Genomic DNA, 16,496 nt, shown 5'->3' on the forward strand with positions numbered 1-16,496 from the left:
GAAATTACTTTTAATAATGTAATTAATGGGGGGGATATTATGGATCAAAAGGTAATTCAGGCTTTACACATCTATGTTTTAATCATTATGAATACTGGATTCATGGTACATGTCCTGCTCCTTCCCAATATCTTAAGTGCATCTCAACGCGACGCATGGATAAGTGTCATAATAAGTGTTGTTCCCTGTATCGTTTGGACTCTATTTATTTTTTATATTTATAAAAAACTAGATAAAGAAGATATAATCGCTTTTCTAAAAAGATGGTCTACACCTTTTGTTACATATATTTTCACTATAGCATTTGGGTTGTACTTTATAATTAACGCCTTCATTACCGTCAAATTTACAGTGATTTGGGCAAAAGCTAATTATACTCATGACATACCAAACATCGTAGTCATAAGCCTATTCACTTTTATCTGTATTTTTGCAACTTATAAAGGGATACGCACCATAAGTACTTTGGCTCTCTTGTTTCTTCCGTTCGTCACTTTTTTCGGGATATTTGTGGGGCTGGGGAATACGAGTAATAAGAATTACGAATTATTGTTCCCGGTATTTGAAAGCGGTTATCGCAATACTCTAAATGGAATTTTGTATACGAGTGCAGGATATTTAGAGATTATCGTTTTTTTATTTTTAACTCCTTACCTGAAAAACAAGTTAAAAGCCAAGTGGCTTTTACTGGTTGGTGTAATTTTAATCATGCTGACATTAGGGCCCCTCATGGGAGCGATTGCAGAATTTGGTTCTGTGGAAGCGGTGAAAATGAGGAATCCGGCTTATGAACAGTGGAAGTTGTTAAGGTTTGGCTATTATATTACTCGACTCGATTTCCTTTCCATTTTCCAATGGCTTTCAGGTGCCTTGATTCGAATAAGTTTATGTTTATTTATAGGACATAAATTAATCTCGAATTCAAAACATCAGAAGGGGATACTGCTTTCCCTATATTTTTTAATTGTTTTTGGGACGCTAATCCATTGGGATGCTACTTCATTTTTTTATTTTATATACAAATATTTTTTTCCAATCAGTAGTCTGTTTCTTTTAAGTGCCGCAATTATACTGTTATTTCTTATTATAAAAAAGGGAAAAGGAAAAGGAAAAGGTGAAACATTATGAAGAAGGGAAAATGGAATGGAGCTCCTTCTTGCATTGACCAAATCCAAAAATGGTTCGAACATTCTTCTGATGTTGTTTTAAGAACAAAAACTTTTGATAATGAAGGTCGTTATTTGTTGGGGTTTTTATATGCGCCAAACTTAGTGGATATGCAATTTATCAATGAAGTGATATTGCCAACAATATCAAAAGCGGTTCAAGAAAATGGGGAATTAACAATTGATCAATTAAGCAATATTATGGAGATCAGTATGTTTAAAAAGGGCTCCGATGTAAAAGAGGGAGTAGAAAGCATTCTTTTTTCAGGAGACCTAATCATTATTAATGAATCTTCTAATGAAATTTACTATACCCCATTAGCTAATTCCCCTAAGCGTAGTCCGGAAGAATCCAATATAGAATCTTCCATTCGGGGACCTAGAGATGGATTTGTTGAGAATATATCGGATAACATGTCTTTAATTCGCCAAAGGTTAAAAACGGCATCACTTAAATGTATAGAATATACAATCGGGAAAAGAAGCAAAACTAAAATATTGCTACTTTATATAGATGACATCATTAATCCCTCGATTCTTTTGGATATTAAAAAACGATTGGATTCATTAAAGGTTGATATCATAGTCAGCAGCTACCAAGTTGAAGAACTCCTATATGATAATCAATTTTCCATCTTCCCCTTAATGGATTATGTTGGTCGGCCGGATTTTGTTGTTGAATCCTTGAATCAAGGGCGCTTTGCCATCCTGGTAGACGGGAATCCCACATGCTTAATCGGACCAACCAGTATTAATCAGTTACTGTATTCTGCAGATGACGCACATGCAAGCTTTTTTTATATTAGTTTCATGCGCATCATTCGTGTAGTCGCCTTATTTGTAACGGTTACGTTACCAGGTTTTTTTATAGCGTTAGTTTCCTATCAATTCGATCAAATTCCCTTTTCGCTTCTTGCAACGATTTCAATCACTAGACAGGGATTACCCATACCTGCTTCTTTGGAAGCATTCATGATGATCATATTGTTTGAACTATTTAAAGAAGCTGGTCTTCGCCTGCCAAAAGCTGTAGGTCCCACGGTTTCTGTATTGGGTGGATTGATCATAGGTGATGCAGCGATTCGGGCGGGGCTGACTTCACCCTCCATGCTCGTAATAGTAGCTGTTACAGTTCTCTCGAGCTATACCTTAATCAATCAGAACATTGCTGGGAATATCGTTATTATAAGGTTATTCATATTTGCATGTTCAGCGTTCTTAGGGTTGTTTGGATTCTTTATGGGAATATTCCTTATCTTGATTGCTGTGGTTTCATTGGAAAGTTTCGGTCAGCCTTTTGTGAATCCATTTTCCAAACCAAATAAGTCGGATATGTTAAAAGTCTTATTCAAGCTTCCGTATGGGATGTTAAGGCAGCGGAATCAAGCTATACAGTCAAGTGATAATGAACCGCAAAAGGAGTCAAACAAATGAAGAAGTTAATTGCAGTTATGGTTATTGGCTGTCAACTTTTACTGACGACAGGATGCTGGGGAATAAAGGAAATTCAAGCTCAAACATATGGATCAGCTTTAGGGATCGATTATAAAGAGGGTGAATTCATCTTATACTTTCAAGCGTTAAATTTTGCGGATATAGCAAAACAAGAGGGGGCCGCTGTATTACAACAAAAATCTTCTGTTGTCATTGGGGAAGGTAAAGGGGAAAGTATCGAGGAAGCATATACTGAATTAGAACAAAATTCAGCATTACCGCTTTATATCGGGCATATTAACTCCTTCATTTTAGGTGAGAATGTAATCAAAAAGAAAATGAAGGATTTCATTGAGTATGTAGGGAAAGAGCCTTTGTTGCGATATAATTCATGGGTGTTTGTTACAAAAGAGGATATTAAAAAAGTTTTTGACAGTGATAGTTTCTTTAATCTTCCAAACTTATTCACGATCATTCACAGGCCAGAGACCGTTATTAATGAGAACTATTTCATTTCCCCGTTAAAATTCAGTGAACTCGTTTCGAAATTTTATCAGCCGGTTGGTTCCATTTTAATTCCTTCTACGGTAATAAATGAGCACCATTACTCAGAGAATGGGAAAGAAAAAAAGATACCGACGTTAAATGGCGGCTATGTTTTATCAAAACAAAAGTATAAAGGGTTCGTAAGCAAACAAGATTTGATCGGGTTAAAATGGGTTAAAAACAAGGCGACAGTAATGTTTTTTTCCCTGAACAAACAAAAGGTCAGTGTTGAAATCATGAACCCCAAAACAAACATCATAGTATTGGAACAAGAAAAGAAACCTTTGTATGAATTAGAGGTTAGAGCAAATGGGATATTGAAACAAAATATAAATAACTTGGATATGGAAAAAATCGAAAAAAAGGTAGAAATAAAAGTTAAGGAAGATATTTTGAAGACATTGGAGACGGGGGAAAAAATCAATACAGACCTTTTTAACATAAGTGAAAAGGCATACAGATACCATGTCAATAAGTGGGATAATAAAATTATTAATTCCTTTGATAAGACTTCAATAAATAACATAAAAGTTAATATTCATATTGAACATAGTGAAAATTACAAGCGTTAGATTACAAGTTTCGGGTTATTGCAGATGAGTGAGTTGTGTTAGACTTAACTTATCTGGAAAATTCAGCGGCCTTTGTTGAACAAGAAAGGCAGGGCTGAATTCGTCCGTTTGGCACTGGAGAAGAAGCGGCTTTTACATATAACGAGTTACAGCAAATTCTTTCTTAGCCCCAAAAGTGCTCTCATGCCGATTAAATAAAAAAGGGTGAAATGAAAAATGAAGACAGTAATCATTGCAACGAAAAATAAAGGGAAAGCCAAGGAGTTCGAAAGCTTATTCTCTGCTAAAGGATATGAAGTCAAAACACTTCTCGATGTACCGGATGCTCCGGATGTTGAGGAAACAGGCACAACTTTTGAAGAAAATGCGATCCTGAAGGCGGAGGCCATTGCCCATCAGCTAGGCCACTTTGTCATTGCTGATGATTCCGGATTGATTGTAGATGCATTGGAGGGCCGTCCAGGGGTATATTCTGCGCGCTATGCTGGAGAGTCCAAGAGTGATGAAGCAAACACGGAAAAAGTCCTCCGGGAACTGGAAGGTGTGTCAAAAGAGGATAGAACGGCGAGATTTTATTGCGCCTTGGCACTAGCGTCACCCAACCAGGAAACGATTACGGTATCGGGAACGATGGAAGGCTTGATTACAGAACAGCCCTCAGGAACAAATGGATTTGGTTATGATCCCATCTTTTTTGTTGAGGAACAGGGCAAAACAAATGCCGAATTGACAAAAGAGGAAAAAAACAAAATCAGCCACCGTGCCAACGCATTGAGGGCTCTAGATGAAAAACTTGATCTATTTCTAAAAAGGGAAGAAGGAATGTGACGATGAAAGTGCTAATAATGAGTGACAGTCATGGCTTAACTCATGAAATCAGCATGATTACCGACCGTCATAAACAAGAAGTGGCTGCTATGATCCATTGCGGTGATTCAGAGTTGGAAAGTAATGATCCCCACATGTCGGAATTCTTAGCTGTACGTGGGAATTGTGACTATGATCCGGCATATCCGAATGACATAGTGGAGAGCATCGCAGGCAAACGTTTCTTCCTTACACATGGGCACCTCTATAACATAAATATGACACTGATGAACCTATCTTATAAAAGTGAAGAGACAGGGGCGGATATCATTTGCTTTGGTCACTCCCACGCTGCAGGTTCAGAATTGATAGACGGCAAACTCTTCATCAACCCGGGAAGCATACGTCAGCCGCGTGGACGAAAAGAGAAAACCTATGCCATTTTGGATATCGGAAATGACCAACTTGAAATCATCTATTATGACCTTGAAGGAAAAATCGTTGAGGAACTAAGAAATGCTTATCAAATGGAATGACTTCATGTATAATGAACAGGAAGCGTTTTTCCCCGCTTCCTGGTTCATAAAAAAAGAAAAAACTTTTTTTAAAAACCCGTTGACTTTCTTTTGATATCCTACTATAATAAGAAGTGTCCTAAGGGAACAGTTAAGGTAATACATAAGTTTTACCGCAACTTATATCATAAACGTCTCAGTAGCTCAGCTGGATAGAGCAACGCCCTTCTAAGGCGTCGGTCGGGAGTTCGAATCTCTCCTGGGACACTAACTAAGCGGATTTAAATCCCGCTACGAAAACCTTCTATATCGTTTAGTAAAACGGTCAGTATAACGGTCATGTAAGAAATTACACCGATTATTGACTTGTATTACTTACGATATAGGAGGTTTTTTGTTGTGACCAAAAGAAAAGGAATTTTAGATGTTGAAATTGATGTAAAGAAACTACTTGATGAACTACCTACACCCCGCTCTAACGCTCCTAAAATAGAAGATAAACAACTTATATTATCCAGTGACACTATATTGATTACAAACGCTCTTGACGTTATTACAAGGCAAATGAAGGTAAGTGGTAATAGAAGTCGGACAATTAGTGATTACACTCTTCATGTAAAACATTTTCGATCAATAACAAAGGTGCAATATGTTTCGGAAATTACAGCCAATACGATTTACCAATGGTTAGACAGCATGAAAGTTAGTAACCAAACAAAATTAACTCGTCTAAAGTGCTTAAAAGCATTTCTCTCACGTTGTTTCGATAATCGTTGGATTGAAATGAAGTTTTGGAACATGATTAACATTAAGGTTGACCAAAAGGTAAAGGAAGGGGCTACGGAACATGAGGTTAATGTTCTTCTATCTTTGCTAGACTTAGGAAACTTTATACAGCTAAGGGATGCTGTAGCCGTTCTAGTGATGTTTAAAACAGGTATTCGTATAAATACATTGGTTCAACTAGAGGAACGACATATAGACCTTAAAAATAACGTGATGAATTTAGAAGGTAGCATAATGAAAAACCATCGACAGATTAAGTTGCCTTTTGATGATTTCCTTAAAAAGTTGTTAGAGGTACTAATAAAACAAAATGCAGTTATTAGAGGGGAATACGAAAAGAAAAATACACTACTATTTATTACGAAGTATGGTGATGTTATATCGACCTCGCCAACTCATAATAACATTCAAAAACGCTTAAACAAATATTCTAAGATGTACGGTTTAAAAAACATTAATCCTCACGCATTGAGAAGGGGGTTTGCTAAATCATTGTTGGATAAAGGGGCAAATGTTGCTGTAATCTCTAAAGCTCTTGGTCATAGTGATTTATCTGTTACAACTAAATATTTGTATTTAGATGTTGATGAAGTAGCCAATAACCTTCGCTCTTATTTAAATATTTAAGGGGCAATTAGGATAATAAATTTATGAAACACAGTGCCTATTGACTACAGAAATTTATTTTGTAATAACTGATTAATTATGTAATAAGAATATTGAATGAAATACTTAGAGGATAAATACATGTTTTCGGATTAAGTATTTTTAATATTTAAAAAATAAGTATTGATAAGTATTTTTGCATATAGAAAATTATGGTACCTTTAGAATGTGAAAACCAGACTTTTATAGGGGGTAGGGAGAACTATGGCATCTATACAAGAGAAGCTACTTAATAACTTTCACAAAAAGCAATACATCGAAGAACAATTGATTCGCTTTCTTGAAAGTCAAAAGTACACCGAGATTAACATTGCAGACGTATCATCGCCGAAGCAGTTAGACAAGATTGTAAAACTAAAAAGGTTTCAAATGAATTTTTTTAAGGAGTATAGGACGTTGTTTGTGGGAATTGATAGTGAAGGAAATGTTACTTATTCACGAATGGAAAATAATCTTGTCAACGAGCATCCGGGTGTATATGCGGGATTAGGAGCATTGTTGGGTTGTCTTATTCCAATCGTTGCTGTAGTGGGTCTTGTCATATGGCTTGTAGTAGCTATAATCGGTGATGTAGTAGAAAAATGGAATAGTCATAATGAAGAAGTTGATACATATGAGTATAATCCAGATGACAAAGATTCTGATGGAGATGTGGACTATGACGATGTGGAAAAGCATTTGAATGATAGTTTAGAAGAAGATATGAATGATGGTGACGACTGGTAATTAATATTAACAAGGGATGCTTACCTTAGGTATCCAAACTTTTTTATAAAATTGTGATTTTATCCTACAACTAACAAAACCGCTCTAAAGACATAATTTTGATTTGGTCTAAAGAAAAAGACTATTTGAAAGAATGTCCTTAATTGAGCGGTTTTTTTATATAAATAACTATCTTTTTAAAGGGATTAAGTACCCTATAACAAAAAATCCAGTGCTACCTAATAGACAGCATGGATAAATAAATATGTATTAGGCGGTTGCTTCTTGTGTTCTTCAATTGCCCAACTCATGTAATGTCCTGGATGGCTTTGTTACTCTGATTTCCTTACTAAATTTCAAATTATCAAATCCTGCTTGGTCAAATAGCTCTTCTTCAACATCAACATCTACTAGTTCTTTTTCTTCAATCTTAACATTCTGAATCATTCTTAAACTATCTTTATATTTGTCTGCGTATGTTCCATTGTTCTTTTCAAACTCTATCCATTCTTGTTTTGTTGGCTTGTCACTTAACGTATGTCTTGGTTTAGCCTTGCCTCCGAATTGCTCTAACAATGAGTTACTATGTTCATTCTGATAATCGTTCTGTCTTTTAACAGCTAATTCATAAGCGTGTTGTAGATGTTTCTGTTTGATTGTCTTAGACAGCTCTTTAGCTTTATACCAATCAATTTCTTTATTTGTAGCATTTATGTATATAGCAACTGCATCATAAACGTAATCAATACCAAGAGATTCAAAGTATTGCGTTTCTTCTATCTTATAACCTTTGATTTGCTTTGCCTTCGCTCTAGGCTTAAACAATAATTCTTGTGGTGTTACATCATACTTCTCACGAAGCTCACGTTTCATATCATCTATTTTCTTTGCTTCAAACACATGTAATGTTTCATGCTTTGATTTGCCAATATAAGCGACATTCGTTACGTTTGCCATTTTAATAACCTTTTTCTTAGCCATATCATTCAATGCTGATTCAAGATTTTCTTCTAACCGATTATATTCAAGATGCACTATATCCCAAAATATAGCGTGACCATTATTCTTATACACATCATCAAGGGTTTTATAATATTCTATCTGTTCAACAGATGAGAATTTACGACTAGCCACATATAATACTTCATCTAAGATTCCTAGCTTCCTTAACAAATGTCTATAAGTGACCACGATTTCATCTGTATTGCTAAGACATGTTAGAATCGCTTCACGAATATCTTCCTTATAAGATAATTGCCCTTCTCCATTGTTAATGCGACCATCTTCTCTTTCTGTTGGTGATAACTTTCTTCCTATACAAGTTAAAACTCTATTAGCTCCACTACCACTAATCTCAACTTTATTCCAATCACATTCATATGATTCTACGAGTATCTTAGTATATCTTGGATCAATGCTTCCTTTTTTCTTTACACTATTCTCTTTCTTCTGATTGAATTGTCTAATCATTCCTTCTGTTCCTTTTTCCATTACTGCTTCTTCTAATCCAATTTGTACCATTTCTTCATTCATTATTAATTTCAACTTTCATTATTTTATTTTTGATGAAACATCGACCCGTAATAATGAATAGACTATTAGGGGTCAATCTTTCATCAATTTTTATTTACCTTAGTCTTGCGAAAAGTACATCGCAATCATTCTCTTTTACTCTAACAAGTTATTAGCACGCCCTTTGCGTACTTTGGGCGAGGTCTAGTGAAAGTGCGTTCTTTGCACTTTTACTAGAGATGGTGGGCAAAGTACATCATTAACCAACATCTAAATTATTCAATCCATTACATTGAATGATGGAATATTATGTTTTGGTATAGCATTTTTGTCATAATAATCACGCTGTGACTGCTTTATGTGCAATTCATATAAATCTTGATGAATGACACCGAAAATGCTGTCCTTAGTTTTAACATGGGTAATAGTCCTACGAGTTTGCAGTCGTTTCATTAATGACACTATTAAATGTTAGGGGAGCATATGACCAAATGCTTCAAAACATCTCTATTAACAGGTAATAGCACTACAAGCACCGCACTCCGTATGAGAATTACTGCGTGTGAATGATGCTTTTCATGCTCTATATACTGTCAATAGACCATGTTCAATCTTATAAAGTATGTAAGGGTATAATGTTATCGTGGCATAGATAAAATCGATGCTTTATGTTGTGGGTGTTCGTTCGTGTTTGTGTTGATTAGATGTTTGAATAGTGGTGTTTGATGAGGTAGTGACAAAAACTTATGTTTACACTATCAAATATGCGTTCTTATAGTATCTATTATATCACAAAAAGATAATTTTGTCAATTTTTGTCTTATTATCTGTCTTTTGACAAAAGGTTGAATAGTTTTAAGTTATAGAATCCTAATCAAAAGTAGATACAATTCGATTTTTATCAAAATGGATAAAAAATACTGTAAAAAGAGTATTCTACCCCCGCAATCGTGTTAAATATTTATTACGTGTGATTCCATTGATAAACCTGTCAATTGAGATGATTTTACGTATGAATTGTCTAAATTATATAAAAAACTAGGTAAAAGATGGAAGTTATCTGGTATGATAGTCATAAATTCATTGGTTGGTGGTGGAAGTATGTTCGATACTTACGAAGTAGACTTTATATTATGGGGATTTGAAAATTACTGTACAGAGCAATTGCAATTGCAACCGACTACGGTATCATACTACACGAAGATATTAGAGGATTATTTGCACATAAGTGTAGTCGGGAAAGTAAAAAAGGGTGATTACTCAGAACTATTTAATGGGGATAGAATTTCAAAAATCAATCGAAGATCAAACTCAGTACGCCCTACGCTCTTAAACTTATTAGAGTTTTTATACACTGACAAATTTATAGAAGACGAGATGTTATATTTAAGACTTATTAACAATATTAAAAAGGTATATACCAATGATACAGAAAAGACGCCTATAAAAACGACAGAGTTCCTAACTCCAAACGAAATAAGAAATCTTTTAAGTGATAAAATAGAATATAAAACTCTTGAAGAAGAGAAACTTCTTCCTGTTATTACGTCCTTAGCATTCTTTTGTATGTATAAGCAAGCTGATATAATGAAACTAAAAATTGATGATATTGATATTGAGAAACGAGTGATACGTAATATTAGACGACAAGACGAAGAATCTGAACTTATAGAATGGATTTACATAAATGATGATTCTTTCCCTATATTGAAAAGCTACTTGGACTATAGAGCAAGTCTTTCTGTTGAGGTAGATGAACTAGTGATTTTTGAAAAAAAACCTATTACTAATCAGGGAATCAACTCTGTTTTTGGTATACTAAAACGCAACGCTAACAAACACCTAATTAGCGAGAAATCTATTCATCCTGAACTACTTAATAGAAGTATGATGTTATATCTACTAGATTCTACTAATGGAGAAGGAATATACGATATATTAATGCTTCAAGAAAGAAACCAACAATTTGAGTATGCATTTAACACTTTTTTATCTATTAAACGGAATAGATTTAATGGGGATTTTGTGAAAATAATCCCTATTGAAAACCTATTTCCCAGTAAGCCCTTTTTAATAAACGAAGGGTCATATTCGGAGGACAACGATATTAAAGGAGAGGACTTGAAGGACTTCGATATGGAAAATAATAAGAATCACCAACCTAATAAAGTAATTATCCAACGATTAGTTCGTGATTCAAGAATAGCCCGCAAACTTAAAGAAAAATATAATTACGAATGCCAATTATGCGGATATAAACTAAGAAAAGCAGACGGAACATATACAGCAGAAGCCCACCATATAAAGCCTTATAATAAATTACATAGAGGGGACGACAATTCGCGAAATTTAATTGTATTATGTCCTAATTGCCATTCACAGTTTGACGACTTGTACTTTGCGATACATCCAGAAACGAAGGAGATACATTGTATATTTGAAGGCGAAGAGATGTATCATAAATCCCAATTTAACCTTAAACATCAACTAGGAGAAGAATACCTTATTTATACTTGGAATCTATTCGAGGAAAAAAGAATAGAGATGCAAAAATTAAAATAATCTGGCACGATCCTTTAATAAAGGAGTGTATTTTTTCTTGAATTAAAAGGGATTTACTTTGAAAAGGAAGTAAATCCCTTTTGGTGTATATTTGGGTAATCAATTGAAGGAGAATTTCCTATTACCGATAGACTACACTTTAACGGTAATAAATAGGTGAAAAAGGAAACACAGACGTATCAAGGGTTTTAAGACCTTTGTTTATTACTGTTTGACTATTACCGTTATTGTGGGTAAAATACGTTTATTAATAACGGTAATGGAGTGGATTAAATTGAAAACAGTGGGCTATATTCGTGTTAGTAGTGAATCCCAAAACATTGCAAGACAAAAGAAGTCATTGAAAGAAGCAGGTTGTACAAAGTTTTATATAGAAAAACTTAGTGGTGCTTCAATGGAGCGTCCAGAATTACAAAGGATGTTAGAAGAGCTTGAAGCAGGTGATATGGTTATCATCCATGAAATGAGTCGCCTATCACGGTCAACTAAAGATCTACTAGTAATTGTTGAAACGATACAAAGTAAAGGTGCAGGATTAAAGTCAATTACAGATAAATGGTTAGACCTCTCTGACGACAACCCTATGAGTGAGCTTCTATTTACTATTTTTTCAGGTCTAGCACAGTTTGAACGTAAGATGATAAAGCAACGCCAAAAAGAAGGTATAGAGATAGCGAAAAGTGAAGGTAAATTCAAAGGACGTAAAACAAAGTTAATTGAAGGCGGTAAAGAAGAGCAACGGATGAAAGCGATAATTGAAGCCTATAAGAAAGGTAAGTCCATAAATGATATTCGTACAACCTTTAAAGTTGGTACAGGCACTATTTATAGATTGTTGGAGCGTGAAGGTATAAGGTAATAATATAAAACGATAAACATTGAAGGCATTTTTGAAGGGATGTCTTTTATTATTAGCTGGGCGGTACATATCACGAAAAACAAGATTATTAATTATGAAATATGTAGTAGTACTATCACACCTGAAAGTTGTTTCAAGTAAAAGTCCCTTCAATAAGTGTGGGGTTAGCTAAATAGATTTGTAATTTTTTTAATCATGAAAGGAAAGTGTTTCCTTTTATAGAAAAAAGTTGGATAATGAAGAATATAGAAAAAACAATTAAAGGAGGGTAATTTTGGATAAGATCAAAGTAGAGATTAAAAACTGTTACGGTATCAATAATTTGGAAAATGAGTTTGATTTCACAGCAGGAAAGTCTACACAAATCATTTATGCACCAAACGGGGTAATGAAAACATCGTTTGCTAACATTTTTGATGACTACAGTAAAGGTACTGAGTCCAAAGACCTGATATTTCCTATGAAAGAATCTCATAGAGTTATTAAGAATAATGCTGAAGAGGATATTAATCCTGAATCAATATTCGTAATTAAACCGTATGAGAAATCATTTAAATCTAATAGAATGTCAACGTTATTAGTAAAGGAAGAGTTAAGAAGGCAATATGATGAAATCCATGAAAAAATTGATATTGAAAAAGATAAACTTATAGAGATTTTAAAATCTTCAACAGGATTAAGAAGTAATATTGAAGAGGCTATTTGTAATTCTTTTGGTTCTAATTTAAATAGTTTTCTTCAGATCTTGAGCCAACTTGAGGATTGGATTAAAGATGATAGCGAACTGCCATATAGTCATATTATCTATAATAAAATCTTTAATGATAAAGTCGTTGCCTTTTTAGAGACAGGCGATATCAAAAGCCAAATAATAGAATACATAAAAAAATATGAGGAGTTAATTAATAAATCCTCATTCCTGAAGAAATCGTTTAATCATTATAATGCAACAACAGTCCATAAAAACTTAAAGGATAATGGTTTCTTCCAAGTTGGTCACTCCATTAATCTTAACGTAGATGGGGAGAAACAGGAAATAACTGATCAGAATAAATTCTTGAAGTTAATAAAGGATGCAAAAGAAGAGATTTTAAATGATGATACTTTACAGACGATTTTTAATGATATTGATAGAAAAATTTCAAATGCTCAACTAAGAGAGTTTAGAGATTATTTATTTGACCATCAAGAGATTTTAACAGAATTAGCTGATTTGAGTATTTTTAAGCAAAAGTTATGGATTTCTTATTTAAAAGACAATAAGGATGTATATGATAATCTTTTAATTGAATACAAGAAGGGACAGGATGGAATTAAAAAAATATTGGAAAAGGCAAAGAATGGTGAGACTGATTGGGAAAACGTAATTGAAATATTCAATAGAAGGTTTTTTGTTCCGTACAGGTTAGGTATAAAAAATAAAGAGGATTCAGTTTTAAAAGACATAGCACCAAGTGTTGATTACTACTATAAGGATCGATCCGAAAATATAGATGAAGATTTGTTGCTAAAGGTATTAAGCCAAGGAGAGAGACGAACCCTATATCTATTAAATATTATCTTTGAAATAGAATCTAGAAAAAAGCAGGGGATTAAGACTCTTTTTATTGTAGATGATATTGCTGATTCATTTGATTATAAGAATAAATACGCAATAATTGAATATCTAAAGGAAGTATCTGAACACGATGATTTCTTCACAATTATTTTAACTCATAATTTTGATTTCTTTAGAACAGTACAGGAAAGAATTAGTGGAAGTAGTAAGTACGCAGGTTCATTTATGGCAGTTAAAGAAAATGATTATATAAAGTTAGAGAATCTTAAGTATAGATATATAAGTAATCCACTAAAGGATTGGAAACAAAATTTATCAGACAATGCTAAGTTAGTAGCTTCAGTTACATTTGCAAGGAATATTGCTGAGTATATTGGAGATGATGAAAATTTCAATAAATTGACATCGATTTTACACTTGAAGGAAGCTACAAAAGCTTTGAAAATTAAGGACTTGCAGGAAATTTATAAGAGTATCTTTAGAGATTTAGGTGACATTGAACTAGATAACTCTGATAGAAGGCTCTATGATATCATTTTTGAAGTAGCAGACCAAATTATTAGTTCAAATTCTGAGTCAGTAGCTAATCTTGAAAATAAAGTTGTTTTGTCGATTGCAATTAGATTAAATGCTGAATTGTATATGATAAATATGATTAATGATAATCAGTTCATTTCTACGATAAATAAAAACCAGACTGGAAAATTGTTCGGTGAATTTAGGAAGCGTTTCCCAGGAGAATTAAGTAGTATAGGAGTCCTTGAGAAAGTAAATATTATGACTCCAGAAAATATTCATTTGAACTCCTTTATGTTTGAACCTATATTAGATATTTCAGACCATCATTTACAGCAACTATACAAAGATGTCCTGAGATTACTGGAAGAAGCAAAAGTTACAGAGGTACTAAAGGAGGTTGCATCTGCACAGCAATAAACCTAAAACAGCACTTGTCCATTTTGAGGAAACAATAAGTCTTAAAACACTCATTAAGCAGGACACTCTATTTGAGTGTCTTTTGTATTTCTGGTGAGCGTAATTATACCTTTTGGAATTATAGTATTTTATAAGCACTTATGCTCCCTCAATCAGCGTTGAAGCACAAAAGAAATAAAAAGGAGTGTTTAATATTGAGTTGGGAAGTAATGACCAGCAACGATTATCCATGTAAATGCGGAAAAGGAACATACACATATATAAGCGAAATGGACGATTGGTCAAGAAGTCGAGAGGAATACATTCTTAATTGTGACTACTGTAAAGAGAAATATGTTTTTAGTGAAGGTTCTTTTATTTCGAATGAAGTAGTAAAAATAACTACCAAATTTCATAAACAAATTGATAAATACGTTGATGAATTAAATGATTATATGAAAAACACTTATGATTCTTCGTGGTTAATGTTATTTAACTCATGTAAAACAAAAAAGGACTACTGGAACAGGTTAGTAAGGATAAAAAAGGAACTTGGAATATATTCACACTCACTAGGGACTTTTTATAAAGATGTCAAGGGTTATGAAAGCATTGAGAACTACTTATTACAATTATTTTACAGTTATTCCACATATAAAGAGACAGACCACCATATTTTCGACAGACTTGTGAAGCTTATGGATATTAGCGATAAACAAATACAAGAAATAAAAACACAGATTTCAATAGTCTATATTGAAATGAAAGAGGAATTAAAGACTGTTACATAATTAATTCGTCACTACGATAATTCCAAGATGTATAAGCACACGCTCCTTGTAATCTAATAAACATATAAATAGAATGAAAAAAGTGAATAAACGTCGATTTAATCATGTTTTCTATAAAAATTCTATCTCTCGTACAGACCTATCGCAAAATTAATGGAAAGAACTTGGGAATAGGAATAAATTGAGTAAAATTAATATTACCATTTAAGCTAACCATGTAGGCACTCTTAAAGGGTGTCTTTTATGTTTTTAGTCGGGGTACTTTTCACCAATTAATTTGATTAGTGTATTGAAATATGTAGTAGCTCTATCACCCCCGCAATCATTAATCTTTATTAATTAATAACTATGTATTGAAATCTTTAATTCAATTGATTATAATAAAAAAATGAAATGACGGTCTAAGTTCGAAAAGTGACCGTTATACTGACCTGAAGAAAAACAGCGATATGTCTCAGTAGCTCAGCTGGATAGAGCAACGCCCTTCTAAGGCGTCGGTCGGGAGTTCGAATCTCTCCTGGGACACTAACTTAAAAATCCAAAACCTTCTAAGGTTTTGGATTTTTTACTTTTTTGAGCTGTTTAAGTTAACGAGGGTAATTTCGATTTGCATCCTTTTAACTATTAATGTTCGTATGACGATAAGAAGTTTTTTATTTCATATTTATCGCAGGTGGATGACCTTTTATGTCGAACTTGTTATAAATAAGGAGATGTTTAAATGAATAAAGATAGATTATTCAAGTTCATTCAAACTTCCACTCGGGGTAATTTCTTCTCAGTCGAAATATCCGAAGATGGAACTGAAGTGGTCCAATTAGCCAAGGAGTTAGAAAAAGAAGGAAGAATCAAGTTAAGGGAATGCACACGGAAAGAACAAGGCGTTTATCTGGAAGGAATACTTAAGTTTGTGCCTAGCTAATACTTAATGAGCTCTAACGAAGGATTTATATTTGTATGCTCAAAAAAAACTGTAGGCATCCATGATTGGATGCCTACAGTTTTTTTGAGGGTTTGTAAAACGTTGCCTCCAGGTACTCGCTTTCCGCGGGCGGTCCGGGAGTCTCGCACCTTTCGTTCCAATCAATATTGTTATAAATTA

The 16,496-nt window shown here is 33.7% G+C and carries 13 protein-coding genes and 2 tRNA genes; 14 read left to right on the forward strand and 1 reads right to left on the reverse strand.

The window, feature by feature from the left end:
• The first annotated feature begins 39 nt into the window (after positions 1 to 39).
• The 8 genes from BS1321_RS20215 to BS1321_RS27610 all read left to right on the forward strand — a co-directional run bounded on the left by BS1321_RS20215 (position 40) and on the right by BS1321_RS27610 (position 7,218).
• Positions 40 to 1,128 (forward strand): GerAB/ArcD/ProY family transporter, encoded by a 1,089-nt coding sequence (locus BS1321_RS20215; protein ID WP_063232786.1) that lies wholly within the window; start codon positions 40 to 42, stop codon positions 1,126 to 1,128.
• Complete coding sequence (locus tag BS1321_RS20220; protein ID WP_063232787.1) at positions 1,125 to 2,600, forward strand: spore germination protein; 1,476 nt, start codon at positions 1,125 to 1,127, stop codon at positions 2,598 to 2,600. Before BS1321_RS20215 ends, BS1321_RS20220 begins: the two co-directional genes overlap by 4 nt.
• Positions 2,597 to 3,718, forward strand: a complete 1,122-nt coding sequence (locus tag BS1321_RS20225; RefSeq protein WP_063232788.1) for a Ger(x)C family spore germination protein — start codon at positions 2,597 to 2,599, stop codon at positions 3,716 to 3,718. Before BS1321_RS20220 ends, BS1321_RS20225 begins: the two co-directional genes overlap by 4 nt.
• 216 nt (positions 3,719 to 3,934) lie before the next feature.
• Complete coding sequence (locus BS1321_RS20230) at positions 3,935 to 4,546, forward strand: XTP/dITP diphosphatase (RefSeq protein ID WP_063232789.1); 612 nt, start codon at positions 3,935 to 3,937, stop codon at positions 4,544 to 4,546.
• 2 nt (positions 4,547 to 4,548) lie between these two features.
• Positions 4,549 to 5,061 (forward strand): metallophosphoesterase, encoded by a 513-nt coding sequence (locus BS1321_RS20235; protein ID WP_063232790.1) that lies wholly within the window; start codon positions 4,549 to 4,551, stop codon positions 5,059 to 5,061.
• Positions 5,062 to 5,233: 172 nt separating this feature from the next.
• Positions 5,234 to 5,307: transfer RNA gene (locus tag BS1321_RS20240), tRNA-Arg, on the forward strand.
• 132 nt (positions 5,308 to 5,439) lie between these two features.
• Complete coding sequence (locus BS1321_RS20245) at positions 5,440 to 6,453, forward strand: tyrosine-type recombinase/integrase (RefSeq protein WP_081112875.1); 1,014 nt, start codon at positions 5,440 to 5,442, stop codon at positions 6,451 to 6,453.
• Positions 6,454 to 6,888: 435 nt separating this feature from the next.
• Positions 6,889 to 7,218 (forward strand): hypothetical protein, encoded by a 330-nt coding sequence (locus tag BS1321_RS27610; RefSeq protein WP_155726453.1) that lies wholly within the window; start codon positions 6,889 to 6,891, stop codon positions 7,216 to 7,218.
• 273 nt (positions 7,219 to 7,491) lie between these two features.
• Here BS1321_RS27610 and BS1321_RS20255 read toward each other — a convergent pair whose 3' ends face one another.
• Positions 7,492 to 8,730, reverse strand: coding sequence for a hypothetical protein (locus BS1321_RS20255; protein WP_063232792.1), 1,239 nt, complete (start codon positions 8,728 to 8,730; stop codon positions 7,492 to 7,494).
• Positions 8,731 to 9,774: 1,044 nt separating this feature from the next.
• On the opposite strand from BS1321_RS20255, the gene BS1321_RS20260 reads away from it, so the two are divergent.
• The 6 genes from BS1321_RS20260 to BS1321_RS20285 all read left to right on the forward strand — a co-directional run bounded on the left by BS1321_RS20260 (position 9,775) and on the right by BS1321_RS20285 (position 16,316).
• Positions 9,775 to 11,271 carry an HNH endonuclease gene (locus BS1321_RS20260; RefSeq protein ID WP_081112876.1) on the forward strand — a complete coding sequence of 499 codons (1,497 nt, stop codon included), beginning with the start codon at positions 9,775 to 9,777 and terminating at the stop codon, positions 11,269 to 11,271.
• A 283-nt stretch (positions 11,272 to 11,554) separates the two neighbouring features.
• On the forward strand, positions 11,555 to 12,130 hold the full coding sequence (locus BS1321_RS20265; protein ID WP_232522821.1) for a recombinase family protein: 576 nt from the start codon (positions 11,555 to 11,557) through the stop codon (positions 12,128 to 12,130).
• 274 nt (positions 12,131 to 12,404) lie between these two features.
• Entirely contained in the window at positions 12,405 to 14,624 is a 2,220-nt protein-coding gene (locus tag BS1321_RS20270; protein WP_063232795.1) for an ATP-binding protein, read from the forward strand.
• A 194-nt stretch (positions 14,625 to 14,818) separates the two neighbouring features.
• A complete protein-coding gene (locus BS1321_RS20275) occupies positions 14,819 to 15,394 on the forward strand; it encodes a hypothetical protein (RefSeq protein WP_063232796.1) in 576 nt (191 codons plus the stop codon).
• 451 nt (positions 15,395 to 15,845) lie between these two features.
• Positions 15,846 to 15,919, forward strand: a tRNA-Arg gene (locus tag BS1321_RS20280).
• A gap of 196 nt (positions 15,920 to 16,115) precedes the next feature.
• Positions 16,116 to 16,316 (forward strand): hypothetical protein, encoded by a 201-nt coding sequence (locus tag BS1321_RS20285; RefSeq protein ID WP_063232797.1) that lies wholly within the window; start codon positions 16,116 to 16,118, stop codon positions 16,314 to 16,316.
• Positions 16,317 to 16,496 lie beyond the last annotated feature (180 nt).

Source organism: Peribacillus simplex NBRC 15720 = DSM 1321 (assembly GCF_002243645.1).
GTDB lineage: Bacteria > Bacillota > Bacilli > Bacillales > DSM-1321 > Peribacillus > Peribacillus simplex.

Excerpts from the sequence above, each read along its gene's own strand:
- BS1321_RS20215 (WP_063232786.1), top strand. The coding sequence starts at position 40 with ATGGATCAAAAGGTAATTCAGGCTTTACACATCTATGTTTTAATCATT.
- BS1321_RS20220 (WP_063232787.1), top strand. The coding sequence starts at position 1,125 with ATGAAGAAGGGAAAATGGAATGGAGCTCCTTCTTGCATTGACCAAATC.
- BS1321_RS20225 (WP_063232788.1), top strand. The coding sequence starts at position 2,597 with ATGAAGAAGTTAATTGCAGTTATGGTTATTGGCTGTCAACTTTTACTG.
- BS1321_RS20230 (WP_063232789.1), top strand. The coding sequence starts at position 3,935 with ATGAAGACAGTAATCATTGCAACGAAAAATAAAGGGAAAGCCAAGGAG.
- BS1321_RS20235 (WP_063232790.1), top strand. The coding sequence starts at position 4,549 with ATGAAAGTGCTAATAATGAGTGACAGTCATGGCTTAACTCATGAAATC.
- BS1321_RS20255 (WP_063232792.1), bottom strand. The coding sequence starts at position 8,730 with ATGAATGAAGAAATGGTACAAATTGGATTAGAAGAAGCAGTAATGGAA.
- BS1321_RS20260 (WP_081112876.1), top strand. The coding sequence starts at position 9,775 with ATGATAGTCATAAATTCATTGGTTGGTGGTGGAAGTATGTTCGATACT.
- BS1321_RS20285 (WP_063232797.1), top strand. The coding sequence starts at position 16,116 with ATGAATAAAGATAGATTATTCAAGTTCATTCAAACTTCCACTCGGGGT.